General features: G+C 52.8%; 21 protein-coding genes. 9 read left to right on the plus strand and 12 right to left on the minus strand.

The window, feature by feature from the left end; all coding sequences use genetic code 11:
- The first annotated feature begins 107 nt into the window (after nt 1-107).
- Both MWU62_RS09615 and MWU62_RS09620 read left to right on the plus strand, forming a co-directional pair.
- The gene (locus tag MWU62_RS09615; RefSeq protein ID WP_281494847.1) at nt 108-5555 is read left to right on the plus strand and encodes an autotransporter domain-containing protein; all 5448 of its coding nucleotides are present in this window, start codon (nt 108-110) and stop codon (nt 5553-5555) included.
- 174 nt (nt 5556-5729) lie between these two features.
- The gene (locus tag MWU62_RS09620) at nt 5730-6377 is read left to right on the plus strand and encodes a glutathione S-transferase (protein ID WP_247114640.1); all 648 of its coding nucleotides are present in this window, start codon (nt 5730-5732) and stop codon (nt 6375-6377) included.
- Between the two features lie 12 nt (nt 6378-6389).
- On the opposite strand, the gene MWU62_RS09625 is transcribed toward MWU62_RS09620, so the two are convergent.
- Nucleotides 6390-6533: a hypothetical protein gene (locus tag MWU62_RS09625; protein WP_247114641.1), complete on the minus strand. Its 144-nt coding sequence runs from the start codon at nt 6531-6533 to the stop codon at nt 6390-6392.
- A gap of 173 nt (nt 6534-6706) precedes the next feature.
- On the opposite strand from MWU62_RS09625, the gene MWU62_RS09630 reads away from it, so the two are divergent.
- Complete coding sequence (locus tag MWU62_RS09630) at nt 6707-7492, plus strand: enoyl-CoA hydratase (protein WP_247114642.1); 786 nt, start codon at nt 6707-6709, stop codon at nt 7490-7492.
- On the opposite strand, the gene MWU62_RS09635 is transcribed toward MWU62_RS09630, so the two are convergent.
- The 3 genes from MWU62_RS09635 to MWU62_RS09645 are packed head-to-tail and all read right to left on the minus strand — an operon-like array spanning nt 7489 to nt 9689.
- Nucleotides 7489-7983 carry a DUF192 domain-containing protein gene (locus MWU62_RS09635; protein ID WP_247114643.1) on the minus strand — a complete coding sequence of 165 codons (495 nt, stop codon included), beginning with the start codon at nt 7981-7983 and terminating at the stop codon, nt 7489-7491. The genes MWU62_RS09630 and MWU62_RS09635 overlap by 4 nt on opposite strands.
- A complete protein-coding gene (locus MWU62_RS09640; RefSeq protein WP_247114644.1) occupies nt 7983-8744 on the minus strand; it encodes an ABC transporter permease in 762 nt (253 codons plus the stop codon). The genes MWU62_RS09635 and MWU62_RS09640 overlap by 1 nt, the downstream gene beginning before the upstream one ends.
- A 12-nt stretch (nt 8745-8756) precedes the next feature.
- A complete protein-coding gene (locus MWU62_RS09645) occupies nt 8757-9689 on the minus strand; it encodes an ABC transporter ATP-binding protein (RefSeq protein WP_247114645.1) in 933 nt (310 codons plus the stop codon).
- A 170-nt stretch (nt 9690-9859) separates the two neighbouring features.
- Between MWU62_RS09645 and MWU62_RS09650 the strand changes: the two genes are divergently transcribed.
- Together MWU62_RS09650 and MWU62_RS09655 are read left to right on the plus strand one after the other, a co-directional pair.
- On the plus strand, nt 9860-10333 hold the full coding sequence (locus MWU62_RS09650) for a hypothetical protein (RefSeq protein WP_247114646.1): 474 nt from the start codon (nt 9860-9862) through the stop codon (nt 10331-10333).
- Between the two features lie 90 nt (nt 10334-10423).
- A complete protein-coding gene (locus MWU62_RS09655; protein WP_247114711.1) occupies nt 10424-10726 on the plus strand; it encodes a hypothetical protein in 303 nt (100 codons plus the stop codon).
- A gap of 4 nt (nt 10727-10730) precedes the next feature.
- Here MWU62_RS09655 and MWU62_RS09660 read toward each other — a convergent pair whose 3' ends face one another.
- Nucleotides 10731-11303 carry a hypothetical protein gene (locus MWU62_RS09660; protein ID WP_247114647.1) on the minus strand — a complete coding sequence of 191 codons (573 nt, stop codon included), beginning with the start codon at nt 11301-11303 and terminating at the stop codon, nt 10731-10733.
- A 178-nt stretch (nt 11304-11481) separates the two neighbouring features.
- On the opposite strand from MWU62_RS09660, the gene cls reads away from it, so the two are divergent.
- The gene (cls, locus tag MWU62_RS09665) at nt 11482-12912 is read left to right on the plus strand and encodes a cardiolipin synthase (protein WP_247114648.1); all 1431 of its coding nucleotides are present in this window, start codon (nt 11482-11484) and stop codon (nt 12910-12912) included.
- A 34-nt stretch (nt 12913-12946) separates the two neighbouring features.
- Complete coding sequence (locus MWU62_RS09670) at nt 12947-14359, plus strand: MipA/OmpV family protein (protein WP_247114649.1); 1413 nt, start codon at nt 12947-12949, stop codon at nt 14357-14359.
- Nucleotides 14360-14380: 21 nt separating this feature from the next.
- Here MWU62_RS09670 and MWU62_RS09675 read toward each other — a convergent pair whose 3' ends face one another.
- The 3 genes from MWU62_RS09675 to MWU62_RS09685 are packed head-to-tail and all read right to left on the minus strand — an operon-like array spanning nt 14381 to nt 17385.
- Complete coding sequence (locus tag MWU62_RS09675; protein ID WP_247114650.1) at nt 14381-15847, minus strand: ABC transporter permease; 1467 nt, start codon at nt 15845-15847, stop codon at nt 14381-14383.
- A 15-nt stretch (nt 15848-15862) separates the two neighbouring features.
- Nucleotides 15863-16513, minus strand: a complete 651-nt coding sequence (locus MWU62_RS09680) for an ATP-binding cassette domain-containing protein (protein WP_247114651.1) — start codon at nt 16511-16513, stop codon at nt 15863-15865.
- Complete coding sequence (locus tag MWU62_RS09685; RefSeq protein ID WP_247114652.1) at nt 16513-17385, minus strand: putative selenate ABC transporter substrate-binding protein; 873 nt, start codon at nt 17383-17385, stop codon at nt 16513-16515. Before MWU62_RS09685 ends, MWU62_RS09680 begins: the two co-directional genes overlap by 1 nt.
- A 196-nt stretch (nt 17386-17581) precedes the next feature.
- Between MWU62_RS09685 and senB the strand changes: the two genes are divergently transcribed.
- Nucleotides 17582-18568 (plus strand): selenoneine biosynthesis selenosugar synthase SenB, encoded by a 987-nt coding sequence (gene senB / locus MWU62_RS09690; RefSeq protein ID WP_247114653.1) that lies wholly within the window; start codon nt 17582-17584, stop codon nt 18566-18568.
- A gap of 2 nt (nt 18569-18570) precedes the next feature.
- Here the strand turns inward: senB and selD are convergent, their stop codons facing one another.
- From selD to MWU62_RS09710, 4 genes are all read right to left on the minus strand, one after another.
- Nucleotides 18571-20847, minus strand: a complete 2277-nt coding sequence (gene selD / locus MWU62_RS09695; RefSeq protein ID WP_247114654.1) for a selenide, water dikinase SelD — start codon at nt 20845-20847, stop codon at nt 18571-18573.
- Nucleotides 20847-21476, minus strand: coding sequence for a phage tail tube assembly chaperone (locus tag MWU62_RS09700; RefSeq protein ID WP_247114655.1), 630 nt, complete (start codon nt 21474-21476; stop codon nt 20847-20849). The genes selD and MWU62_RS09700 overlap by 1 nt, the downstream gene beginning before the upstream one ends.
- Nucleotides 21477-21514: 38 nt before the next feature.
- Nucleotides 21515-21913, minus strand: a complete 399-nt coding sequence (locus MWU62_RS09705) for a hypothetical protein (protein WP_247114656.1) — start codon at nt 21911-21913, stop codon at nt 21515-21517.
- A 116-nt stretch (nt 21914-22029) separates the two neighbouring features.
- Nucleotides 22030-23550 carry a bifunctional GNAT family N-acetyltransferase/carbon-nitrogen hydrolase family protein gene (locus MWU62_RS09710; RefSeq protein WP_247114657.1) on the minus strand — a complete coding sequence of 507 codons (1521 nt, stop codon included), beginning with the start codon at nt 23548-23550 and terminating at the stop codon, nt 22030-22032.
- 114 nt (nt 23551-23664) lie between these two features.
- Here MWU62_RS09710 and MWU62_RS09715 point away from each other — a divergent pair, with 114 nt between their 5' ends.
- Nucleotides 23665-25551 (plus strand): methyl-accepting chemotaxis protein, encoded by a 1887-nt coding sequence (locus MWU62_RS09715; RefSeq protein ID WP_247114658.1) that lies wholly within the window; start codon nt 23665-23667, stop codon nt 25549-25551.
- Nucleotides 25552-25557 lie beyond the last annotated feature (6 nt).

A 25557-nucleotide genomic window follows, 5' to 3' on the forward strand; every position in this document is an offset into this window, starting at 1 on the left:
TTTTTGCGGAAATCCGATAGTCCGTGCAACACGGCTCTATTCATAATTGGTGCAAATAAAAGAGAGCCGGTTGCTCGACTATCAAACCCGTACATGGAGCAGTAACCATGAATCACGTCTATCGCGTTATCTGGAGCGAAGCGCTCAACGTTTGGATAGCTGTTGCCGAGATCAGCCGCGGCAAGGGCAAAACCAAAGCCTCCATCCTGCTCAGCACTTTGTTGCTTGGCGCCTCGCCTGCCGGGGCGGTGGATGAAACCTTTTCGGAGGCATCCGGAAACTGGTCTGTTGATAGCAACTGGGCGGATGGCTCGGCGCCGGTTTCTGCAACAGATCTACACCTACAGTTTGACAGGAGCACAGGCGACCATTCGAATCATGACCTTGGCAACTTGGTGCTGAACTCGCTGGATTTTACTACGCCGTACCCTGGTAGCTCATCGATGGGCATTTCTGCAGATCACGTTGCCAACGATCGGCTTATTTTCGATGGAGCATATCCGAAGGTCACGCTTTCCCCGCCGGCAGGTGCTGCGAGATTTATAGTCTATATAGACCCAGACATAGAGCTCCGTGAGACCCTAAGTATAACGACTTTAGCCCCCTCAACGCGCGCAACGCTCAGTATACTAGGCGGCATATCCGGAAGTGGGGGGCTTAATATAAAGGGAGCGTTTGTCGGACTGTTCAATATTGGCGGCGCGCTTTATTCTGGCGACACGGTAATAGAAGCTGACGGGGTACTGGTTAATGTAGCTGATGCTCCGAATTCTCTCAGTGCTTCATCCCGTCACATCGTAGATGGTGAACTCCTTCTGGTTGATTCCAGCTCCATCGGCAGCCTCGAAGGCAGTGGCCAAGTGGGAATAGGAAACGGTAAAAGTCTGGAGGTTGGTGCCCTGAGTATCGACACTCTTTTTTCTGGAGTCCTAAGAGATCGAGACAATCCAGACTCCGGCCGTCTCATCAAAACCGGCACCGGCACCCTGACACTCACCGGCGCCAACACCTACACCGGTGGCACCACCATCAGTGGTGGGGCACTGCAGATCGGTAATGGCGGCACCTCTGGTTCCCTTACCGGTGATGTGGTCAATCACGGTGCACTGATCTTTAACCGCTCCGATAACGCGGCCTTTGCTGGCGATGTCAGTGGTAGCGGCACAGTCGCCAAGCAGGGCGCCGGTACCCTGACCCTGACTGGCACAAATACCTACACCGGCGGAGCCACCTACACCGATGGCACCACCATATCCAACGGCACTCTGGTTGTGCGCGATGGCGGCAGTATCAGCCATGGAACAACACAGCTGACGGTGGGCGATACCGCCGGTCAAACCGGCACTCTGGAGATCGGGGCTGGCAGCAAGGTAACAAGCCACCGCTCCAGAGTTGGTTCTGGGGGCACCGGTGTGGTGCGTGTTGGCGGCAGCGGTGCGCAATGGCAGGTGACAGAACTGGCCAACATAGGTTCTTCAAGCGACGGAACGCTGGAGGTTCGTGATGGCGGTGAGGTGGATGTTACCAACGGGCTGAACGTGGGCAACAATTCGGGTACAACCGGGCAGGTCACCGTGGAGGGTGCCGGGTCGGTACTCAGGGCGTCGCAGCTTACTCTGGGGGCCGATGGGAACGGCACCTTGACTCTGGCGAACGGAGGGATGGCCTCAGTTGGTGGCGGCAGTGGTGAGGTAAGATTTGGGGGAGCCCCTTCCGGCACCGGCACCCTGAATTTTGGCGCCTACAACCTTGGGGCTGCCACCACGGCTGGCACTCTGGAGGCTAGCCGTATTAGACCCAAAGACGGCTCAGGCACCCTCAATTTCAACCAGACGGATACCCTGACTCTGGCGGCCGATATTGGCATTGGCAGCGGCCCCGGCGGAACGGTCAGCGCCAACCAGCGCGGCATCGGAACCACTATTCTTACCGGGAATAACAGCTACACCGGCGGTACTGTTGTGTCTGGTGGCACGTTGCAGGGTAATACCGGTAGCCTGCAGGGTGATATTACCAATGATGCGCTGGTGATTTTCGATCAGGGCACCGATGGTACCTACGCAGGCACTATGACCGGAACAGGGGCGTTGACCAAGCAGGGTAGCGGGGTGCTGACCTACACCGGCGCTAACACCTACACCGGCGGCACCACCATCAGTAGCGGGGCACTGCAGATCGGTAATGGCGGCACCTCTGGTTCCCTTACCGGTGATGTGGTCAATCACGGTGCACTGATCTTTAACCGCTCCGATAGCGCGGCCTTTGCTGGCGATGTCAGTGGTAGCGGCACAGTCGCCAAGCAGGGTACCGGTACCCTGACCCTGACTGGCACAAATACCTACACCGGCGGCACCACCATCTCCAACGGCACTCTGGTTGTACGCGATGGCGGCAGCATCAGCCATGGAACAACACGGCTGACGGTGGGCGATACCGCCGGTCAAACCGGCACTCTGGAGATCGGGGCTGGCAGCAAGGTAACAAGCCACCGCTCCAAAGTTGGTTATGGGGGCACCGGTGTGGTGCGTGTTGGCGGCAGTGGTGCGCAATGGCAGGTGACAGAACAGGCCTACATAGGTTCTTCAAGCGACGGAACGCTGGAGGTTCTTGATGGCGGTGAGGTGGATGTTACTAACAGGCTGAACGTGGGCAATAATCCGGGTACAACCGGGCAGGTCACCGTCGAGGGTGCCGGGTCGGTACTCAGGGCGTCGCAGCTTACTCTGGGCGCCGATGGAAACGGCACCTTGACTCTGGCGAACGGAGGTGTGGCCTCAGTTGGTGGCGGCAGTGGTGAGGTAAGATTTGGGGGAGCCGCTTCCGGCGCCGGCACCCTGAATTTTGGCGCCTACAACCTTTGGGCCGCCACCATGGCTGGCATTTTGGGCGCCAGTCGTATTACGCCCGAAGACGGCTCAGGCACCCTCAATTTCAACCAGACGGACACTCTGACTCTGGCGACCGATATTGGCCAGGGAGCCTATGGCGGAACGGTCAGCGCCAACCAGCGTGGCACAGGTACCACTATTCTTACCGGGAATAACAGCTACACCGGTGGCACCAGTGTGTCTGACGGCACTTTGTTGGTTAACGGTTCTATGGCTAACTCCCCGTTGGTGGTCACTGGTGGAACCCTGGGGGGAAGTGGCATCGCTGGAGAGGTGACGGCAAGCGGCGGCACTTTGGCGCCGGGCACTTCCGTTGGCACTTTCAATACAGGTAATGTGACCGCTAACACTGGCTCCACCCTGCAGTTCGAGGTGGCGAACACGGGCGCCTCTGACACTCTTAATGTAACGGGTACTGTGGAACTGAACGATGGCATCGCCATTGATGTTATTGCCTTAGGCGATTTGGATGACCGGCCAATCCACAGTGAACACACCCTGATTACCAATGATGGCACTGATGGTGTAAGCGGGACCTATACCCCGGGGGCTGGCAGCCTTGGCAGTGATGGGGCCATATTCTCTCTGTTCTCTACCACTGGCGGAGACGGTAACGACCTGATAGCTGATAGCTACCGAACCGGCCTAACCCTGAATGATGGCGCTACTAACAGCGAAAATGTCACCTTCCCGGACGGTTTCCCCGGCTTCACCTTTAGCGTGGAGGGTAACGACAGCGCCTCCTTCTCAGGTGCTCTGGAGGAGAGCACGACGCCTGTATCTCTGGCCAAAGACGGTTCCGGCACGTTGGTTGTCTCTGGCACCAACACCTACTCTGGCGCTACCACTGTTTTCGAGGGTGCCTTGGTTGTTAACGGCTCTATCAATAACTCCCACGTAGTCCTGGCTGGCGGTATGCTCGGGGGCAGCGGCTCCTTGGGTAGCCTTGAGGTTAACAGCGGTACTGTCTCTCCCGGCAATTCCATCGGTACCTTGGCGGTTGCGGGTGACTGGACACTTGCAGCTGGTGCTACCTATCAGGTGGAACTGGTCGGCGGTGGCACCACCGCAGGCACCCATAACGATTTGGTGGATGTAGCTGGCAATGCCATGATTGACGATGGCGCACTTATCCATGTTACACCGGAAAACGGCACCGACAACGGTTCAACCATCTATGCAGACGGTGCCCGCTACACTTTGGTTCAGGCAGGTGGCAGCGTGACCGTCAATGGTCAGCAGACCGTCACTGACGATTATGCCTATCTAGAGTTCAGTACTGATCATGACAGTAATGCCTACTATCTGCTCAGCAGCCTGCAATCTGTGACGCCTCCGCCTCCACCTCCGCCTCCGCCTCCACCGGCCCCTGAACCGGAGCCTGAGCCAGAACCAGAACCGGAGCCAGAACCTGAGCCTGAGCCAGAACCTGAGCCAGAGCCAGAACCAGAGCCAGAACCAGAGCCAGAACCAGAGCCAGAGCCAGAGCCTGAACCTGAGCCGGAGCCAGAGCCGGAGCCAGAGCCAGAACCGGAGCCAAAGCCAGAACCGGAGCCAGAGCCTGAGCCAGAGCCAGAGCCAGAGCCTGAGCCAGAGCCTGAGCCGCCCATCCAGACCTTTGCTCTGGAAGGCATGAACCGTAACCAAACGGTGATTGCAGACGCTGCCTTCGCTCTTGGAGCCGGGCAGGGCGTGTATGACCGGGTTCTCAATATGAGCGAAGCTCAGGCCGTTGCCGCCATGAGCCGCTTGTCCGGGGAAATCCATACAGGCGCCCGGACCCAGCTGGTGACCAGTGCAGAGCAGGTGCGCAAAACGGCCTTGCAACGGATGAATGCCGTGGTTGATCAGTCCAGAGGGTTATGGTTCTCTGTCATGGGGCAAACTCGGGATCTGGATGGCAACGGCAATGCCGCCGACTTAAGTAGTAAGGATTACGGCCTATTGATCGGTGTAGATGGTCAAATGGGCAATAGTTGGCGTCTCGGCCTGTTCGGCGGCGGCAGCACCGGCGAAGTTGAACTGACGAACCAGCATGCCAGCGGTGATAGCGACACCCTCTATTTGGGCGGCTATGCCCGGAGGCAATGGAATGAGCTTAGTCTGAATCTGGGGTTAAGTTATGGCTGGAGCGAGGTCGAGACCGAGCGCAGGCAAGTGCTCGGGCAAACCCTCACATCTGCATACGATGTAAGCAGTTGGCTGGCGTTCTCCGAGCTGGGTTACCGGTTGCCATTCCAGAGCTACTGGTTGGAGCCGTATGCTGGTGCGTCCTGGGTGGCGCTGCGCAATGAGAGCGCCGTAGAGAGCGGTGGCAGCGCAGCGCTGAGGATAAAGGGCGAGGACAGCGGCACCGGGTTCGGTACCCTTGGTTTGCGAGGCGGCACCGATGTTACTCTGGGCGAGGGCCACATCAGCCTTCACGGTTCCCTGAGCTGGAAGTATGCTTTCGCGGATCGGGACGCGAAAAGCCGTCAGACCTTTGTGGAGGGTAGCAATCCCTTCACTATCCAGGGCGCACCATTGGCTCGCCATACCGCTCAGGTGGGAGTGGGGGCATCGGTGCACGTGTCAGCTAACTCGACTCTGGGGGTAAGCTATCAGGGCGAGTTGGCCAACGATGCTGATAGCCAAAGCGTGAATCTGGAATGGACGCTTAGATTCTGAGGCATGTTTTATCCCGCAGGCAGGGGCAAATTCCTTTAATGGGTTGCCCCTGTTTCTGTAAGCCTGAGAGGGCTATCTTTCGCGATGTAAAACAGACCGGTAATCAGGCTGAAAATAGCAGAAAATTAAAATCTATGAATGGAGCCCAAATTAATAAGGAACGCCACTAAAAATATGACCACCTCTCTTCACCGCCTCTACTCTTTCCGCCGCTGCCCCTACGCTATGCGCGCCCGTCTTGGGCTTTTGTTTGCTGAGCTGCAAGTAGAACTGCGCGAGATTGTCCTGAAATATAAACCAGCTCAAATGCTCGCCATCAGCCCGAAGGGCACTGTGCCTGTTTTACAGCTTACGGATGGCGTTGTGATAGATGAGAGCCGAGATATTATGATTTGGGCTCTGGAGCAGCAAGATCCGCAAGGGCTGTTGGATGCGGCGGTTTTGGACCAAGCCAAGGCGTTGATTGAGCAGAACGATAACGAGTTTAAGCACTGGCTGGATCGCTACAAATACGCGGATCGCCATCCAGAAATGACTCAGGTGGAATATCGGCAACGGGGGGAGGATTTTTTGCAGGTTTTGGAGAATTTGCTGGCCGAAAGCCCATTCCTTATGGGGAATAAGGCCACTGTCGCAGATATCGGCGTTATGCCGTTTGTCCGCCAGTTCGCCCATGTGGATCGCGACGTTTTTTACAGTTTGCCTTATCCGAACCTACAACGCTGGCTGCAACTCTGGTTGGAGCATCCGCTTTTCCTGAAGGCGATGGTTAAGTATCAGCCATGGCAAGAGGGGGATGAATTGGTTGTTTTCCCCTCTTAATGCCACCCTAAATCAAGGCTCATCCTGTTTTGGTAGGGGCTGAATGCTATTAATGTCACCTGTCGGTGTCGCAGGCTCATCAAGAATAATGACGTAGATTCCGCCTGCAATGATAGCTATGGCCACAATCGCTTTAAGGATATTGGAGTTGAGCATTCCCTTCTCCTGTGTAGTGGATTGGTGTCTTACAGACAGACCCTATGGGCAACGCGCTGCTAAAACAACCGCTAAGGTAGATGTTCTACAAAAGTCGCTTCGACAGTCTAAGCGTCCTGCCTGATACTGACTGCTTCTATGCACTCCCAGTTTCCGGGATTACGAGGTAGTTAATGATGACCGATCTAATTACTCGAAGTACCGATAGCAACGGCATTACCACGCTTACCCTTAGCCAACCGAGCCAACGCAACAGCCTTTCGATGGAAATGCTTAATGCTTTGGCTGAGGCGCTATCAGACATTGCTGGTGACGCAAACACACGGGTTGTGGTTATTGCAGCGGCGGGTAAGGTGTTTTGTGCCGGGCATGATCTCAAGGAGATTCGCGACCAGCTAGATAGCAACGAGTTTCAGCTGGCGTTATTTAAACGATGCAGTGAAGTGATGCAGTTGCTAGTTAACCTTCCAAAGCCGGTGATTGCGCGTGTGGCGGGTGTTGCAACGGCTGCAGGCTGTCAGTTGGTGGCTAGCTGTGATCTTGCTGTGGCGGCAGATTCTGCGCGCTTCGCAACGCCGGGTGTGAATATCGGGCTGTTCTGTTCAACGCCTATGGTGGCCTTGTCTCGCAACGTTTCCCGTAAGCATGCCATGGAGATGTTGCTTACCGGCGAGATGATCAGTGCTGCTCGTGCAGAACAGATTGGTTTGGTAAACCGCGTTGTTGATGAATCGCTGTTGGATGACACTGTGTATGGCATGGCTCACACCATTGCAGAGAAGTCCGGTCACACCTTAAAAATAGGTAAGGGCGCTTTCTATAAACAACTCGAAATGCCGTTGGCAGGTGCTTACGACTATACGGCCGAAGTTATGGCTGAAAATCTACGGGCGCACGATGCGCAGGAAGGCATCTGTGCGTTTTTGGATAAGCGCAAGCCGGAATGGAAGGACAGCTAGTCGCTAGAACAGTTGATTTCTCCTAGCTTTAGGCGGTCTCCAACGCCAATGCCGCTGGCCTCGAAAAAGCCCATGTTCATTTCTACGGCCGATACAAATTCAATTTCGGCAGGGTAGCTGGGGCATCGGGCGCCATTGGTTGATTCGCAAGGCTCCATCTGACGAATGTTGCCAATGATGCCTTGCTCATCAAGGTAAGCGATATCCAGCGGGATGAGTGTTTGGTACATCCAAAAGCTGTAATCCGGCCCCCGCACCTTTTTGTATTGAAATAACATTCCAGCGTCTGCGGCCAAAGACTCCCTGCCCATTAGGCCCTTTCTGCGCTCTTGAGCCGTGTCGGCTACCTCTAATTGAACCCTGACGGTGTTTGAGTCGGTCACAAAGCACGCGGCGTGAACCGGCAGGCTGACTGACGGTTCAACCGCTCCAGAGCCGGAGCAGCCTGCCAGCATGGCCGCAAGGCTTAGTGCTGTGCCGTAGTTTCGCATCAGCTACGCAGCCGGTAACCGGTTTTGAAAATCCACCAAATGCCTGCCATACAAGCGCCTAGGAAGAGTAGGGTCATGCCTACGCTTATTCCTATGTGCACATCAGAGACGCCATAGAATGCCCACCTAAATCCGCTGATCAGGTAAACCACCGGGTTAAAAAGACTGATGGTTTGCCAGATTTTCGGGAGCATATCGATGGAATAGAAGGTGCCGCCTAGAAAGGTTAGCGGGGTCACGATCATCATGGGAACAATTTGCAGTTTTTCGAAACCATCGGCCCAGATGCCGATGATAAAGCCGAACAAACTGAAGGTGACGGCCGTAAGTACTAGAAATGAAAACATCCAGAAGGGATGCAATATGCTGTAGTCCACAAACAGGCGTGCAGTGGCGAGAATGATTAAACCTAATATGACGGATTTGGTAGCCGCGGCACCCACATAGCCCAGCACCACTTCAACGTAAGATACGGGCGCAGAAAGCACTTCGTAGATGGTGCCGGAGAACTTCGGCATGTAGATGCCAAACGAGGCGTTGGAGATGCTTTGCATCAGCAGCGACAGCATAACCAAACCAGGAATGATATAGGCGCCGTATGCGATGTTATCGATATCGCCCATGCGCGAACCGATGGCCGAGCCGAATACCACAAAATATAGGCATGTGGAGATGACTGGCGAGAGCACACTTTGCATCAGAGTGCGCCGCATGCGAGACATTTCAAAGTTGTAGATGGCTTTAACACCGTAAAAATTCATGCCTTTCTCCCGTTAGCCTTCGGCTGGTTCATGCACAAGGCCGACAAAAATATCTTCCAAAGAACTCTCCCGGGTGCGTAGGTCTCGGTAGTCGATTCCAATATCCCCAAGTGTTCGCAGTAGTCGAGCCACACCGGCTTGTTCTTGTTGGGAGTCGAAGGTATAGATCAGTTCGTAGCCATCGTCTGAAAGTTCTACCGGTTCCAGCAACAGCTCACCGGGCACCTTATCGAGCTTGGTCTGCAGTTGTAGGCGCAGTTCCTTTTTGCCCAGTTTGCTCATTAGCTGGGTTTTGTCTTCCACTAGAATTATTTCGCCTTGGCGAATGACCCCGATGCGATCCGCCATTTCCTCGGCTTCTTCGATGTAGTGGGTTGTGAGGATGATGGTCACTTCGTCCTCCCGAAGCTTTCGTACCATCTCCCACATATCACGGCGCAGTTCTACATCTACGCCCGCAGTAGGCTCATCAAGAAACAGTATTCGCGGTTCGTGGGAGAGCGCTTTGGCAATCATAAGCCGACGTTTCATGCCGCCAGAGAGGGTCATGATGCGATTGTTGCGCTTATCCCAAAGCGATAAATCCTTTAGCACTTTTTCAATATGGGCCGGGTTGGGCGCTTTGCCGAACAGGCCACGGCTGAATGACACGGCATTCCAGACGGTTTCAAAGGAATCGGTATTGAGCTCTTGCGGCACTAGGCCAATGGTTTCGCGGGCTCTGCGGTAGTCTTTTACGATGTCATAGCCTGCGGCCCGGACTTCTCCGGAAGACATATTGGTAATGCCGCAGATAATGCTGATCATCGTGGTTTTGCCAGCCCCGTTAGGGCCGAGCAAGGCAAAAATTTCGCCTCGATTGATTTCCAGATTGATGTTCTTTAGGGCCTGAAAGCCGCCCTCATAAACCTTGTTCAGGTTCCTAACGGAAATATCCGGCTGCACGGGCGTGTCCTGTTCCTGAAAGTGGGTCAGAGATGAAAGCGCGGTATTTTCTCATGTATGGCGCTGGTTTAGAAATCTTTGCCTTGAGGCAGATAGTGTCCATAATGGTTCGCTGTTTTCAATACGGTTTTCGCGACTGTTTTCACTAGGGGTCTCAACTGAGTACCGGTATGTTACGAGCGATTGTGGTTCTGGGTTTTATTTTGGCCTTTATTTCAGCGGTGGTGTTTGGCGGCCGTTGGCTAGAGCCTGCAGATAAAACCCTCCCGAGTGCGGATCAACCGGTCTGTGATCTGCTGGAGGGGCCCTGTGAGTGGCAAACAAATGCGGGGGTATGGAAGGTTGACCTGCAACATTTGGGCGATGGTGGGCAGGGCGAAGAGTACCAGTTATCTGTTATCGCACCGACTGTGCAGAAGCGGTTTTTGGCTGTGCTGCGTGGCGAATCTATGTATATGGGGGAATACCCGGTACCCATGCGCCACGAAGGCGGCGATAGTTACTCAGTACGTTTTTCGGCACCTTTGTGTACGACGGGCGGCGAAATGGTTTGGCGAATCGATTTACAGGAGGGGCAGAAGCCTCTTTCAGAAGTGGCACCGATCAAGCTGGTATTTCAGGCCAGAGATCACTCAGCCAGTTAAACAGCGGGATTCAATAGATATCCCGGCTGACAAACAGTCAGGAAAGTGTAAAATCGTGCAAAAACTCAGGCTAACTTTAGAGAAATCGTGATGGAATACGGGGACAGCGTACAAAAAGTATTGCTTCGGAAGATTCGCAAGGCAGAACAGGATCTGATGCAGTTGAAGCTGGACTACTGCCGCTTTGTATTTGGCCTCACGCATCGGGCCAGAGTAATATCAGATGGAGCCACTTATCTGGTTCTCTCTGTGGATGTCGAGTCTATGGCAACCACCGATGATGGTGCATTTACCCGCCCATCCGTGGCAGGTGTACCCTCAGATAAGCCGAATCAGACAGAGCCTGTTCCGCTGGGAACAAACTGGGTGCTGGAACAGCAAAATAAAGGTTGAGCAATCAGATCAGTGCGTTCGCTGTAATAGCAGAGTAAAGGCTATTTTCAGGTTGAACGTACTGATGGCTCTGCCAGTATTCCGCGCCTTCCAGTCCCGCTCGAAAACACGCAAGTAACACTCCGCAAGATGTCAGTGTTGCAATGGCTTGAACGGCTTCCGTCTGTCGGATACCGGTTTTTCGGTGGGCAATTTGTGCTACCAAGCCTGCAAGCGCATCACTGTGCCGCTCGGATTGGCTGCATAGGGCGCATCCTGCCCCGTATAACCAAGCAACTGCGTATGCACGAACCGTTTCTGGAGCCTCGCTCAGATGCAGCCCACTTATTCGGCAATCCCGCTCCTGTAACCCTGCAAGAATGTGCAGGTGGGTAAACAACTCTGTACGATCCGTAGAAGCTGGGCGCTTAGGCTTTCGCAACGCGGGTTTTTCTTTGCGCGCGAGTTGTGTCGGCGGGTGTCGGGCACTGGCTACCATAAGTGGCTCGGCGCTGGCCAGCATCAGCATTCGCCACGCTAAAGTCACAAGCAAAACCAGTAAGCCAGCCTGAGTAAGTGCAACAAGTGCGTTGATCATGAGTGGTGCTACCTTGAGTATTGCAGAACGTTTCAGGAGTGTAACGGATTGTATCTACTGGCCGCCGCTAACTCTTGGGCAGAAATGCCCTTAAGTGGGGCCTTGATGCGGGAATTGTGACAAAGTTGGCAATGGTTTATTAAAGAACGATGGATTCCACATCCTCAAAGGCAGCCTGATGACCGTTATTCTGGCACTTCATACACTGTTGGTTCTTACCTTCACCACCCGGATTCTGCTTCGCGATGACCTGTCGCCTCCGGGGCGGCTTGCTTGGTTTGTGGTGCTCAATCTTTTACCTTACTTCGGCAGTGTTATTTATTTCTTGTTTGGCGAAACAGATATTGGTAACCGGGCGAGTAAGCGGCATAAAGAGGTGTTCGAAGAAATACGGGCCAAAGCATCTTGGTTTATGGGGGACGCGGCCAATACAGAAAAGCTGATTGAGCCGGTTTATCAACCTGCCTTCCGCTATGCTGGTTCCATCAATGGTTTTCACCCGTCGACGGGCAACAGGGCAGAGTTAATGAGCGACGGTGCCGAAACACTTGCCCGGATGGTCGCAGATATTGATGCGGCAACCGATCACGTACATGTTTTGTATTACATCTGGTTGAACGACAACACAGGCCACGCTATTGCTGAAGCGCTGATCCGTGCTGCCCGAAGAGGCGTTACTTGCCGGGCTATGGCCGATGGACTCGGGTCTCGTGCACTGATTAAGTCTGCGCTTTGGCAGAGTATGAAAGAGGCGGGGGTTCGCTTGGCTGTTGCACTCTCGCTTAAACATCCTATTCGCACTATTTTGACAAGCCGGCTTGACCTCAGAAATCACCGCAAGATTACAGTGATTGATGCACGCATAACCTATTGCGGCAGCCGAAACTCTGCAGATCCGGAATTTTTGGTTAAAGCCAAGTACGCTCCCTGGGTGGATATTATGCTCCGGTTTACGGGGCCGGTGGTGGTCCAGAATCAATTGCTGTTTGCCAGTGACTGGATGCAGGCTACCAACGAATCATTAGATGGCATTCCCTTATCATCGGGCAGGGGAGAAGGCGGTTTTCCTGCGCAAGCCATGGGCGTCGGACCAACAGAACGCCATGGCGCTACGCCACATCTTTTTGCCAACCTGTTTGCCTGCGCTCAAAGTGAACTGACACTGTCCACCCCTTACTTTGTTCCCGATGCTACTGTTCTTGACGCTTTGTGCGCAGCGGCCTACCGGGGTGTAAAGGTGGCACTGATATTCCCGAAGGTAAACGATAGCTGGATTGTAGCGGCTGCCAGCCGCAGTTATTATCACCGACTGCTTGATGCAGGCTGCATCATTCATGAGTTCACAGGAGGGCTTTTGCATGCGAAAACCCTCACTATTGACGGCAAAATCAGTTTGATCGGATCTTCCAACCTCGATTTGCGCAGTTTTGATCTGAATTATGAGAATAATATTCTCCTGCAGGATGAGTCCACGACTCAGGCCATTGCGGAGCGCCAACAGAGCTATATTGATCGATCTGAAATAGTTACCTCGCCCAGCGTACTTGCATGGCATTACCACGAACGAATATGGCACAACGTTATCGCAACCATTGGCCCGGTTTTGTAGGCCGATGGTGTTAGCGGCACGGTGGAAAAACACGATGCGAATGGGATTGATAGGGCAAGGCGTGCTTCTGGGTTTGTACTGCCTAGCGGCAAGTAATAGTTACGCCAGCCTTCCGGATACCAGAACCCCCATAAATGATGTGCCAGAAGGCACGGTAGGTCTTGGGGCAGCGCTACGCAGAGGAACAAGCCCTTACGTTGGCGTCGACAATATTTCTGGTTTGTTGAACGACAATAAAACAGATCTAATACCGCTCTATCTCTATGAAGGCAAATGGCTATTTGCCCATGGAACATCGGCTGGCGCGCACCTTTTGAAGCGAGAGTGGCTATCCGTTGATCTATTAGCAAAATACCGCTTCAACCGTCTGGAATCAGACGCTGCCCCTTATTTTAACGGTGTGCGTGATCGAGATCAGACGGTTGATGTGGGCCTCTCAGCGACGGTTTTTACCGACTGGGGTTCGCTTTCTACAACTTTGGTTAATGACGTTTTAGGCGTTCACAATGGCCATGAGTGGGACTTCACCTACTCCTATGAGTGGGCGCTAGGGCGTTGGTCTGTGTCGCCCTTTATCAGTTACGTATACCAACATAGCGATCTTACAGACTACTACTATGGCGTTGACGCAAGCGAGGCGTTGCCTGAGAGGCCTTTTTACCAGCCGGATTCTGCTGTTTTCTGGCGTGCTGGTGTTAATACCTCCTATCGGGCAACGCCGCACCTGTTGCTGTTTTCAAACATTGCGTCGCAACATGTAGATAGTGAGATCTTCAACAGTCCGTTAGTGGATGAGGCACAGCTTACCTCCGCTACATTCGGTTTTGCCTACTTGTTTGGAAATGCTCTAGATGACTCAACAAAGCGGCCTGACTCGGGTCGTTTCGGAGAGTGGTCGTGGCGGTTGAATGCGGGCTATCAGGCCGAGGGGCCATTCACTCGCACACTCACGGGTACCCTAAAGCGCAGCGAGGATGTTCACGCCTACATGACCGGCTTAACACTGGGAAAACTGATTTCTGATGGCAAGTATTTAGACTACTGGGGACGGGTGTCGCTCAACCGGCGCTTAGAGAATGGTCACCAGAGTGATTTTGGTGAATACAACGCCTACGTTATGGCAATGACGACTGGACACTCGCCATGGACATCCGAAGAGTGGCTGCGTTTTGGTATTGGCTTTGGGTTTTCTTACGCCTCGGAAGTGCCTTACGTTGAGCAGGTGAAACAAGCTAAGCGGGAGCAAAACACCTCGCACTTTCTCAATTACTTGGAGGGGCAGTTTGATGTGCCGCTGCGGCTGATGTTCGACCACAAAGCCGTACGAAACTGCTATGTGGGTATTTCGTTGTTGCACCGATCCGGTATTTTTGCAAAGTCGGATATTCTCAGTAATGTTTCCGGTGGCTCCGATATGGTGTCTGGCCACATAGAGTGCAAACGTTAAGTGGCTTAGCCAGACGGGACACTAGCAGGTTGGCATGGTTTGCAGCGCGAGCTTGCGGCGAATGTATCGTCCGAGTGCATCAACACCAATGTTGAGCAGGGCGGTTACCAAGATCAACACCATGGCGCGGTCGAACCGGATGTTCTGTATGGCGCTGTCCACATAAAACCCCAGAGTGTAGATGCCTAGAATCCCCAAAATCGCGGTTTCACGCATGATGATTTCCCAGCGATAGAATAAAAACGCGAGAAACGCGCGGTACACTCTGGGCACAAGTTCCCAACTGTAGCGATTAAACCCTGTTATGGCGTCGGCACGGAGCTTGATGGAATTGGTTTGCCGACCAATCAGGTGCCCGATAATGCCGCCATTATGCAATGCCAGAGCTACAACAGCCGGTAGCATGGATGGACCCCAGAGCTGTAACAGGATATACGCCAGAATGTATTCCGGCGTAGAGCGCGCAATCACAAGTGCCACATGCCCTGCATTACGCCTTATTGGTCCACCGAAATGGTTGGAAATCAGGGGGAAGGCCAAGAGCGATAAAATGCCGGTGGCCACTAGCGCTATTTGGGTAAGCACGATGGTGTTCCAGATACCCGGCATGGCTTCATTAACCATCAAATCACTCAGCCACGGGGTTACGCCAGCAAGACCCTCTCCATTGCGCAATGGGGCTGGAACTATGTCTTCGGTAAAAAATCGCTGCACATTACCCCAAACGATGGGTAAGCCCTCGCCGAGAAAGAAAGGCGCTCCAAGAATGTAAACCGGCAGAAGTTTGGGTCGCACCCATAAAGGCATGGTAGCGATCAACACGTAAAACAGAATCAGCATGGCACCCGCATCGGAATATAGCCCCTGAGAGAAGGACGCCTCCAGATAGAAACCCAGTGTCGGCAGACCAACGAACCCGAGAATTGCGCTAGAGCGTAAGCCGCATTCAAGCCGATACGCGGTGTAAGTGCGCATCTTCACCCAACAGTCAGGGATGCGGGTATAGAGAAATGCGGTAATATTCCCGGTGCCGGGGGGCAGTACACGGCCGGGTTCCGGGTCAGCTTCTTCCAGAATTTCCGAGTACACCTTGGCAAAGATTCCCGCGTAGGGAATTGCGATGGCCAGCACCCCGGTTAGCGGATGAAACCCAAAAAACTGCAGAAAAATCAGAGCCCAAAATAGCTCGTGAATCGCGCGGACAAATGCGCAAAACATCCGCACGGGCAAAGAGCGGTAAATCAAGGCCAATAGGAACCCGACAACACCCCCAAGCGCAACGCCAACGAATGCAAACGCAACTGTTCTCAACAGGGCGGTCATTAGACCTTCACTACTAAAAAAGTTGGGGGTTACTATTCCCAGAAAAAAATTGCCCAAATCCCGCCAGGGATTGGAGGCGGTGATCGCTATATCGGCAAACAGCAGCCCGACCAAGGCAATGGCAAGGAAAATAAAGCTTGTACGAACCGTTGGAGAAGAAAACATGGAACGGCTGTGCACCTAGTAGAGAGACATGATGTCTGACGACGTAAGGTCTTCGCTGGGCTGATCCAGAGCGACCTGACCATCCTGTATGCCAACAATTCTGGTGCAATAATTTAACGCTAGATCAACATCGTGCAGCGCAATGATACTGGTAGAAAAGCGATCCCGAAGAAGCGCCATCACCGAGTTAGCCATGGGACCGTCGAGTGCCGATACCGGCTCATCGGCCAGCAGCACAGCTGCGTTCCGGTAAAGTGCCCGAGCAATGGCAACACGTTGGCGCTGCCCACCGGAAAGTGAGGCTGTGGGTGTCCAGAGTTTTTCGTTCATTTCCAGAGATTGCAGCAGTGCAGTCACCTCGGCCCGGTCTTTGGCGAATGGCCGAGCAAGCGTTACGGTGTTGTACCAAGTGGCGTGTTTATCCAGTTGACCCATAAACACGTTGTGGAAGACGGAAAGGGCATTCACCAAGCCCAAATCTTGCGGCACTAAGGATGAGTCCCGGTTAACCCGTTCGTGAATCAAGCGAATGAGGGTGGATTTACCGGCGCCACTTTTCCCCACTAAGGCGATTTTATCGCCTGGGTTAACCTGCAGCGACAGCGGGCCAATAACCCGCTTGCCGCTGAATGAAGCCGTAAGGCCAGAGAGGTCGAAGCCTGACATCAATCGAGGATTCCAATCTCTTCTGCTGTTTTACGAATAGGCTCATAATCATCGTTGGAAGCAGGAATGAAACCTGAGCGCGGAAAGCTTTCCAGAAGCTCCGGATTATCAAGATTAAGCAGTGCTTCCGTAACCCGCTGTTTGAAACCGTCACCAAACCGGTCGTTTACATCACCACGGATGGTCCACTGATAATCCGGATAGGCAGGTGTTTTCCAAATAACCTGAACGGCATCGGTGTCAATGTTCCCATCCCCCAGCTCCTTTTCCCAAACTTGGAAATTGAGGGCGCCTATGTCATAGGTGCCAGCTTCAACCAAGCGAAGGGTTCGTGTGTGATTACCACTGAAGCCCACCCGGGAGAAAAAGTCTTCCGGCTTTGAGTCAAAGGTGTCGCGCACATAAAACTCGGGCATCAGGCGACCAGAGGTGGAGCCTTTGGAGCCGAACGTAAAGGTTTTGCCCTTGAGCTGACTTTCTAGCTCAGTAAGCTTATCCGCTGGCTTTATGCCGGTATTGGTATTAGCAATAAAATAGGTTTCGAAGGCCTCGTCTTCAACACCTTGAGCGATTGCTTCCGAGCCTGAAACTAGCCTGCGAGCCTGTACGCCGGAAAGCCCGCCGAACCAGGCTAACTGAACCTGATTATTGCGAAAAGCAGAAACCGCAGCTGCGTAGGACTTCACAGGGATGTAGCGAACATCTACATCGAGTTGCTCGGAGAGGTAATCGGCGACACCACGAAAACGTTCAACAAGTTTGGTCTCGTCTTCATCGGGGATTGCTGTGAATACAAACGTTTCTGCCGATGCAGCAGCGGTGGCGAACAAAAAACTAGAAAGCACAAACTTCCGTATGAAATTCAAAGCCATTTGAAGTCCTTGATTGTTTTATGTGATTGATAGAGCGCAGATGCAGGATACTCTGATTCATCGAAACCCTGAACAGCTATACGAATTACGGGTTTAAATAGGTCATGTGTCCGTGCACTATTCTTGGTGAACGGCCTATAAGTCTAACAAAATTCCATTCCGGCCCTGAACGGGGCAATTTATACCGAAGAGGTCTATGGATATCATCATTCTTACGCCTGCTAACCCGGGTTCGAAAGCTGGCAATAGGGCAACCGCAGAGCGCTGGCAGATGTTGTTGGAGCAGTTGGGGCACAGGGTATCTGTTGTTACGGAGTATAGTGGCGAACCCTGTGATCTGTTCCTTGCTTTGCATGCTTGGCGCAGTCATACCGCAGTGCGCCTGTTTCGGGAGACCTGGCCGGAAAAACCACTGGTGGTGGCGTTAACAGGAACGGATATTTACCGGCACCAGCACGAATTCCCAAAGCAAACCCTATACTCGATGCAGGTGGCCGATGTATTGATTGGACTGCATGACCAAGTGGGTGGTGATATTCCGGAGGCATTTCAAAGCAAGCTGACAACCCTTTATCAGTCTGCTGAGAAGCCTGCTGAAGCATCCTTGAGAGAGCCTAAGGGATCGGCGTATTTTGATGTGTGTGTAATCGGCCATCTAAGGGATGAAAAAGACTCCCTCCGGGCAGCGATGGCGGCTAGGCTGCTACCCGCCAATTCGCGCATTCGGGTCTCCTGTGCAGGTAAACCCCACACTGAGCAATGGGGCGTGCGCGCCAAACAGGAGTTGCAGCAGAACCCACGGTTTAGATGGCTGGGTGAATTGGAGAAAAGCGATATCGAAAAACTAATGGCTGATAGCGATCTACTGGTGATGAGTTCCGTGATGGAAGGTGGAGCGAATGTCGTGTCAGAAGCTTGCCGGGCTGGCTTGCCGATAATCGCCTCGAATATTTCCGGGAATGTCGGGCTTCTCGGCAAGGATTACGCGGGTTACTACCCGGTTGGAGACACTCAAGCCTTAGCCAACGTGCTGGAGCGTGCAGAGAATGATCCAACGTTCGTGGAGCTATTGAGAGATCAGGTAGGCCAGCTTGCTGGTAGGTTCACACCGGAAAAAGAGAGGAAATCTCTGGAGCAGGCGCTTTCACTCGCACTGCGACGAAGCCCCAGAAATATCCTTTAAGCTCAATCCCGTAACGTAATAGGCTCGATTGGCCCACTTTCATCCTGAGGTGTTACCCGGCCAATAATGGCAGTGTGCGGGTAACCGAGTGCCTTGAGGGCCTGCACACAGTCTTCGGCCTTCTCTGCCGCAACACTGGCTAGCAAGCCGCCAGCGGTTTGTGGATCAAAAATAAGCGGATAACGCGGGTTTTTTACCCACTTCTCTTGATCCCGAATACCGCGGCGCAGGCGGATGTTGGCGGGTTGCAGAGAGCTTAGAATGCCCGCCGCTGCGGTTTCTTCGGCACCTGGCAAGATAGGAATCGCAGAAAGATCCAGCTCTGCATCAACACCGGATGGACGAGTCATTTCAACCAGATGGCCTAAGAGGCCAAAACCCGTTACGTCTGTGCAAGCTTTAGACCCGAAACCGCGAAGGCAATCGGCAGCGGCCTTGTTAGACTGCACCATAGAGGCGAGGGCGGAGTCGATCCAACGGCCTTTGGCGGCCAGTCGGGCGTGAGCTGCGAACAGAGTGCCAGTTCCAATCGGTTTGGTGAGAATGAGGGCATCACCGGCTCGTAAGCCACCTTTACTCATCACCTCGTCAGGGTTGATGAGGCCATTCACCGCAAAACCTAACGCAAGCTCGCGGCCTTCACCGGTATGGCCGCCAACGAGTGCGCAACCGGCTTCATTTAATACATCCACGGCACCAGACATCATCTGGAACACCACGTCCTCCACTTTGGACTCAATACCATAGGGCACGGTAGCGACTGCAGTCGCACTCTGAGCTTCAGCGCCCATAGCAAACACATCGCCTAAGGCGTGGTTAGCGGCAACGCGACCAAACGTGTAAGGGTCATCAATAAATGCCCGGAAAAAATCAACGGTGTGTACTACCGCCATACCGGGCGGAACCCGCAGAACAGCGGCATCGTCTGGCGCATGCAGTCCGATCAGAATGTCGTCTCGTTCTATGGGCCTGAGTTCGCCGAGCGCCCGTGACAGGACTGTGCTGCCAACCTTGGCGCCGCAGCCTCCGCACCGCATAGCGACCGCAGATATAGCCTGAGAGGCCTCCTCCGGGTTCTGCGCCGCAGCGGTATCAGGCAGGCTGGAGGCTTCTTCCATGGGGGGCAGGTCGGTGAACTTGCTCATAAACCGACGATCGATCCAGTCTTTCCAGCGCCACACCAGCGCACCTTCAAATTGGGTATCACCGCGAGAAGCGACGGCATACTTATCGCCAGTGCTAATCAGCGCCAGCCACTTTTCTTGAGGTCGAAAATCTTTTGGGGCCTTGCCCAGTGCCAGACGTTTGAGGTTGTCTGCCAAAGGCGGGCCCTGACGGACAGCAAACACACCGGCTTTCTCCCGGGGATGATTGATAACATTAGCAATGTCGCCAGCCGCAAAAATGCTGTCGTCGTTTTCCACCTGTAGAGTGTCTCGGACTCGCAAAAAGAGGCCGTCATCAAGCGCCAGACCCGTTTCTTGCAGCCAAGACGGCCCGCCAGCGCGGGTTACCCAAAGCACTTCGTCGGCTTGAAGAGTTTCGCCCGAGGATGTGCGCAATAACCCTTCACTAACTTTTTCGACAGGCGAGCCAAGATGAAGCTTTACTCCTCGCTCATTAAGCGTTTTTCGAAAAACTTCACGCACTTTCTCATTGTGAGTAGGTAGAATTTCGTCGGCGGCATCAAACAAATGGAAGTGCAGTTGATCAGAGTCTCGACCTCGCTGCGCCATCTCGTTTTTAAGCCGGTACTGCATCGCCAAAGTCAGCTCCACACCACCTGCACCTGCACCGACAACACCAATGGTAAGAGGCCCTTCGTGGGACTCAATGCGAGATAGCAGAGCAAGCCATCGGTTGTTGAAACCGGTAATCGGCTTCACAGGTACTGCATATTTCGCAGCACCTTCCACTTCGTTTACTCTGGGAGATGAGCCGATGTTGATCGATAGTATATCGTAAGGCACATCTGGTCGGCCTTTACAGATAACCCGCTTGTTAGCGCGATCAATGCCGATGGCTTCGGCACGGTAAAACCGCGCTCCTGCAAATTCAGCTAGGCGGCTCAGATCAATGTGCACATCGTCGTAACTGTAATGACCTGCCACATAACCTGGCAGCATTCCGGAGTAGGGCGTGTGGGTATCACGGCAGATAAGGGTCAGGCGCACGCCGGGTACTGGTTTCATTGCAAACCGTTTTAGTACACCGACGTGGCTGTGCCCACCGCCAATCAGGACTATGTCCCGTAGAACAGGCTGGTCAGGCGTTCGCATCAGTTGATTTTCTTGGCTTCAGCTGTGAGTTGATCAAAACCTTTGATGCTGGAGAAAGCGTTCAGTTTTTCTTGATCCGCTTCGGATGGGTCAGCAATTTGATCGATGGAAGTAATCCCGGCGTCTTTCATCTTCTTAGCCGTTGCGGGCCCAATACCTTTTACCAAAGTAAGGTCGCTTCTATCGGTCGGTTTCTTCTCTTTGGGGGTGGCCGGTTTTTTTGTGGCAGGCTTTGCAGCGGCAGATTTTTTGGGTGCTGCCTTTTTAGCCGCGGGCTGCTTCTTGCTAGCCGCAGGCTTCTTCTTAAGTTCTTTTTTGCTCTCTTTTTCGGCTTTCTTGATGTCCTCTTTAGAGGCAACGCCCAGCCGCTCAAGTATGTTGGATTGCAGCTCGTGGAACTCATCCAAGCGACGCTCAAATTCGTCGTTAAACCGCCTTAATTCGCGCTCACGAAGCTCGTCAACTTCTTTTAGCAGTTTACGCACAGGATCCTGAACTTGCTGTTGCAGGCTATCGAAGTGCTTCATCGCATCGCTGATCAAAGCTTCAATCTGAGCGGACGTTTTCTCAAATTCCTTGTTGACCTTCTTAACGATTTTATCAACGCTCGCTTTGGCATTTTTCGCCATGGGTATGTCTCCTTGCGGACAGGTAGAACGGATAATAATCAGGCCATATGCCGCATATTGGGCATGGAACCTGAGGAACGTCGTGATTTCAACGACTGCTTTTTAGAAAGCACCTCTCTAATACGGCGCAATTTTTCTTCAAGAGCGGTGTCGCCGTCAGCCTTTAAATCGGCAAAATCAATCGAGTAAAAGAAATTACTGCAGTGCTTTCTACGTTCGGTAACCAATCCTGAGACGTTCTCTGCGCGGATTTTGTCAAAAGGCATATCCATCACCAGATCGAGCAGGACGGTATCGCCGGGATTGAACATTTTGTCCGTCTTCATAACGCAACCGTAAGAGTCCAGCCCAAACAGCGCGGCCTCAACCCGTTCTTTACGAAACAGGCCGTGCCGAATTGTGAAACGGACAACTAGATCAGGTAACGCTTCGTTCATGAATACGGAGTCTCTAAAGAGGATGGCTATACATTGGTTAAACAATAGACACTGGGCAAAGCTTTTGCAATGCCATCAGTGCCATACGATAAACCTTTAAGACCGTTGTTCAACACTTAACGGGTGATAATTTCATACATATCAACTCTTCGGTCTTTAAGGTTGGTTACGGACCCCTCATTGCGAACCAGAGTGAGTTTTTCCAGATCCATATCTGAAAACATTATCATCTCTGTATTCGGCGTTGTCTCGGCCATCACGGCATCGTGGGGGAAGGCAAAGTCAGACGGTGAGAACACTGACGATTGCGCGTACTGTACGTCTAGGTTCTCAACTTTTGGTAGGTTCCCGACACTTCCTGTGATCACTACATAGCACTCGTTTTCTATTGCCCGGGCCTGTGCGCAATGCCGAACCCTCAGGTAGCCGTTTTTGGTATCAGTCCAGAAGGGCACGCAGATGATATCAACTTCTTTGGAGGCAGCAATTCGGCCCAACTCCGGAAATTCGATGTCATAGCAAATTAGAATCGCGACGCGCCCCGAATCTGTATCGAACACCTCAAACTTGTCACCGCCTTCTACAACCCAATCACGACGTTCGTGGGGTGTAATGTGAATTTTACGTTGTTCGTCTACCCGGCCATCGCGATGACAAAGGTAGGATACGTTGTAGACCCTGTCATTCTCCAGCAAAGGCATAGAGCCGGTCACAATATTGATGTTGTAGCTTACCGCCATGTCAGACATGCGGTCCCGGAACTGTTGGGTGAAGCCGGCAAGAAAGCGAATGGCGCGGGTTTGATCCACCTGATCCGTTAGGCCCATTAGCGGTGCATTGAAGAATTCCGGGAAGAGCGCAAAGTCGCTTTTGTAATCTGAAAGCGCGTCCACGAAGTACTCAACTTGCTCCAGCACTTCCTCGACTGAGGCAAACTCACGCATCTGCCATTGCACCGCCCCCATGCGAACCTGAGTCTTTTTCTCGTTCAGTACAGAGGAAGGTGGTGTGTATAGAATGTTCCGCCATTCCAGCAGAGTGGCATACCCCAGAGATTTCTCATCCTCTGGCAGGTACTTGTGCATCAAACGCGTAACTTTAAAATCATTGGACAGCTGAAAGCTCAGAATCGGATCGTAGATGTCTTTACGATCAACTCGGTCAATGTATTCTGCAGGTGAGTATTGATCTGAATATTTGAAGTAACCTGGGATGCGCCCACCTGCAAGAATAGCCCGCAGATTGATCGAGCGGCAAAGCTCTTTGCGTGCTTCATACAGTCGGCGACCTAGCCGGTACCCGCGGTAATCCGGATGAATGAAAACATCCAGGCCATAGAGGGAGTCGCCCTTTGGATTGTGCCAGATCTGCTCGTTGCGCAAGATCAGGTCATCGTAGGTGTGGGGATTACTGAATCGCTCGTATTTGACGGATACCGTCAGTGCGACGGCAACCAACTGGCCGTTGTCTTCAATACAGATTTGTCCATCCGGGAACTGTTCAACCAGCGCTTTTATGGTGTCTTTTGGCCAAGATCCGCCAATATCATCGTAAACACGATCCATGAGAACCTGAAGTTGTTTATAATCATCAAGTGTTAGGTTTCGAAGGTTTAAGTGCAGTTCTTCATGGGCCATTCAGTGGAACTCCTGTATGGCAGTGGAATGAGGTTGTGACACAAGTTTATCAGAAGGAATTAAAGAGTTCGCACAGGTAGCCGTAAACCACTAAAACAAAATCAGGAGTTAGCCGTGCACCTTACATTCGGTCAAAAACTGTTGGTCACCTTCAGTATTCTGCTCATTCTGGTGATGGCTGCCTTCACAATTTCGGGCAATCTACGTTTGCAGAATACGTCCCAAACCTATGTGGACTCGTTAATAGAAAACACTGCCGAACAGAATACGCCGAGCATCGCCGAATGGCTCAACACTCGGCTTGTAATGACGGAAGCAACAGCTAAAGCCCTTGAAACAAGTGCAGACGATGAGCAGGCACGTACTCTGCTGCAGGCGATTTCTACCGGCGGCGGCTTTAAGGACGTGTACGTGGGCCGCACCGATGGGTATATGCTGATGAAAACTCAGGCTGATAGCGACACACTGCCAGCTGATTATGATCCGCGTACCCGCCCTTGGTACAAGAAGGCCATGGATCTTGGTCGCTCTTCAATCACTACCCCCTATTTAGACGCTGCCTCAGGCGAGTTCATTATTTCCACACTTGCTCCCGTAAAACGGGGCTCTTATCAGGGGGTTGCAGGAGCCGATATTACGCTGAAAGCCATTGATGACATGCTGTCAGTGATTAATCTGGCTGGCACGGGTTATGCCGCGCTCATCAGTCATGAAGGCACAGTGCTGTACCACCCGAATCAAAACTTGATAGGAAAGAACATCAGCTCCCTACTGGGTGAAGCACCAAAGCTTAAAGGCGGCGAACATAGCTATGAGCAGGATGACATCCCATGGAGTGCTAGCTTCCATTCCATCAGCAGCGCTCGCGGCGTCGACTGGTATTTAGGCACTTTCGTGAATGAAGACAAAATACACGCCCCGGTTCGTAGCGCCATAATGGCCGGCGCAGTCATTGCCGTTATCGGCCTTCTGGTGTCGCTAATTGTTCTTCACTTTGGTATCCGCACTCTAATGGCCCCAGTTCGTCGGTTGAATGCGGCGATGGCGGATATTGGCTCGAACGATGCAGACCTAACGCAGCGTCTGGACGACAGTGCCCGCGACGAATTCGGCCAGCTGGCCGCAAGCTTTAATCAGTTTGTTGAGAAAATCCACGAGGTTGTTCGAGAAGTGCAGCAGGGCAGCAATGAGCTAGCCACCAACGTAAAAGCACTGAGAGATACCGCAAAAACTAGTCGTAGTAGCGTTGAGAGCCAGCAAGCGGAAGTGGATATGGTTGCCGCTGCGATTAACGAAATGTCGGCCGCTGCAAGCGAGATTGCGCAGAATGCTCAACAAACCGCTGATGCGGCCAATACTGCCGACGACGATAGCAGAGCCTCGCTGGAAACCGTGTCGGCATCCAGAGATGCCGTGCAAAAGCTGTCTCACGAAGTCAGTGCGGCCACAGAAGTTATAGATGCGCTAGGTAGAGATGTTACCTCAATAACGTCTGTACTTGAGGTTATTCAGGGTATTGCCGAGCAGACTAACCTGCTGGCCTTGAACGCGGCTATCGAAGCTGCGCGAGCGGGGGATGCCGGTCGTGGCTTTGCAGTGGTTGCAGATGAGGTTCGAAATCTTGCCCAGCGCACTCAGTCGAGCACAGAAGAAATCAATAACATGATTGAACGCTTGCAAAAAGGCGCCAGCGACGCGGTAGATGTAATGAAAGCCTCAACAGCTGTGTCTAACGTCAGTATGGAAAAAGCACAAGATGCGATGGATTCCTTAAATCGAATCGCCGAAGCCATTACAGCCATTAGCCAAATGACCTCCCAAATTGCGACCGCTTCAGAGGAGCAAACCTCGGTTACTGAAGAACTGAACTCATCGATTACCCGCATTGCAGATCAAGGGCAAGAAGCTGCAGCGGCCGCTAGTGAAAACGATGTTTATAGTGGACATATCGAACAGATAGGCCAGACGCTGAATGGAAACGTATCTCGCTTCCGAGTGTAAAACGGG

Origin of the sequence: Marinobacter sp. S6332 (genome assembly GCF_023016045.1) — a bacterium.
In the GTDB taxonomy this organism is placed as follows: Bacteria; Pseudomonadota; Gammaproteobacteria; order Pseudomonadales; family Oleiphilaceae; genus Marinobacter.

What these genes read in the sequence shown, in the direction of transcription:
- MWU62_RS09615 (WP_281494847.1), top strand. Translation starts at nt 108, where the DNA reads ATGAATCACGTCTATCGCGTTATCTGGAGCGAAGCGCTCAACGTTTGG.
- MWU62_RS09620 (WP_247114640.1), top strand. Translation starts at nt 5,730, where the DNA reads ATGACCACCTCTCTTCACCGCCTCTACTCTTTCCGCCGCTGCCCCTAC.
- MWU62_RS09625 (WP_247114641.1), bottom strand. Translation starts at nt 6,533, where the DNA reads ATGCTCAACTCCAATATCCTTAAAGCGATTGTGGCCATAGCTATCATT.
- MWU62_RS09630 (WP_247114642.1), top strand. Translation starts at nt 6,707, where the DNA reads ATGATGACCGATCTAATTACTCGAAGTACCGATAGCAACGGCATTACC.
- MWU62_RS09635 (WP_247114643.1), bottom strand. Translation starts at nt 7,983, where the DNA reads ATGCGAAACTACGGCACAGCACTAAGCCTTGCGGCCATGCTGGCAGGC.
- MWU62_RS09640 (WP_247114644.1), bottom strand. Translation starts at nt 8,744, where the DNA reads ATGAATTTTTACGGTGTTAAAGCCATCTACAACTTTGAAATGTCTCGC.
- MWU62_RS09650 (WP_247114646.1), top strand. Translation starts at nt 9,860, where the DNA reads ATGTTACGAGCGATTGTGGTTCTGGGTTTTATTTTGGCCTTTATTTCA.
- MWU62_RS09655 (WP_247114711.1), top strand. Translation starts at nt 10,424, where the DNA reads ATGGAATACGGGGACAGCGTACAAAAAGTATTGCTTCGGAAGATTCGC.
- MWU62_RS09660 (WP_247114647.1), bottom strand. Translation starts at nt 11,303, where the DNA reads ATGATCAACGCACTTGTTGCACTTACTCAGGCTGGCTTACTGGTTTTG.
- cls (WP_247114648.1), top strand. Translation starts at nt 11,482, where the DNA reads ATGACCGTTATTCTGGCACTTCATACACTGTTGGTTCTTACCTTCACC.
- MWU62_RS09670 (WP_247114649.1), top strand. Translation starts at nt 12,947, where the DNA reads ATGCGAATGGGATTGATAGGGCAAGGCGTGCTTCTGGGTTTGTACTGC.
- MWU62_RS09675 (WP_247114650.1), bottom strand. Translation starts at nt 15,847, where the DNA reads ATGTTTTCTTCTCCAACGGTTCGTACAAGCTTTATTTTCCTTGCCATT.
- MWU62_RS09680 (WP_247114651.1), bottom strand. Translation starts at nt 16,513, where the DNA reads ATGTCAGGCTTCGACCTCTCTGGCCTTACGGCTTCATTCAGCGGCAAG.
- MWU62_RS09685 (WP_247114652.1), bottom strand. Translation starts at nt 17,385, where the DNA reads ATGGCTTTGAATTTCATACGGAAGTTTGTGCTTTCTAGTTTTTTGTTC.
- senB (WP_247114653.1), top strand. Translation starts at nt 17,582, where the DNA reads ATGGATATCATCATTCTTACGCCTGCTAACCCGGGTTCGAAAGCTGGC.
- selD (WP_247114654.1), bottom strand. Translation starts at nt 20,847, where the DNA reads ATGCGAACGCCTGACCAGCCTGTTCTACGGGACATAGTCCTGATTGGC.
- MWU62_RS09700 (WP_247114655.1), bottom strand. Translation starts at nt 21,476, where the DNA reads ATGGCGAAAAATGCCAAAGCGAGCGTTGATAAAATCGTTAAGAAGGTC.
- MWU62_RS09705 (WP_247114656.1), bottom strand. Translation starts at nt 21,913, where the DNA reads ATGAACGAAGCGTTACCTGATCTAGTTGTCCGTTTCACAATTCGGCAC.
- MWU62_RS09710 (WP_247114657.1), bottom strand. Translation starts at nt 23,550, where the DNA reads ATGGCCCATGAAGAACTGCACTTAAACCTTCGAAACCTAACACTTGAT.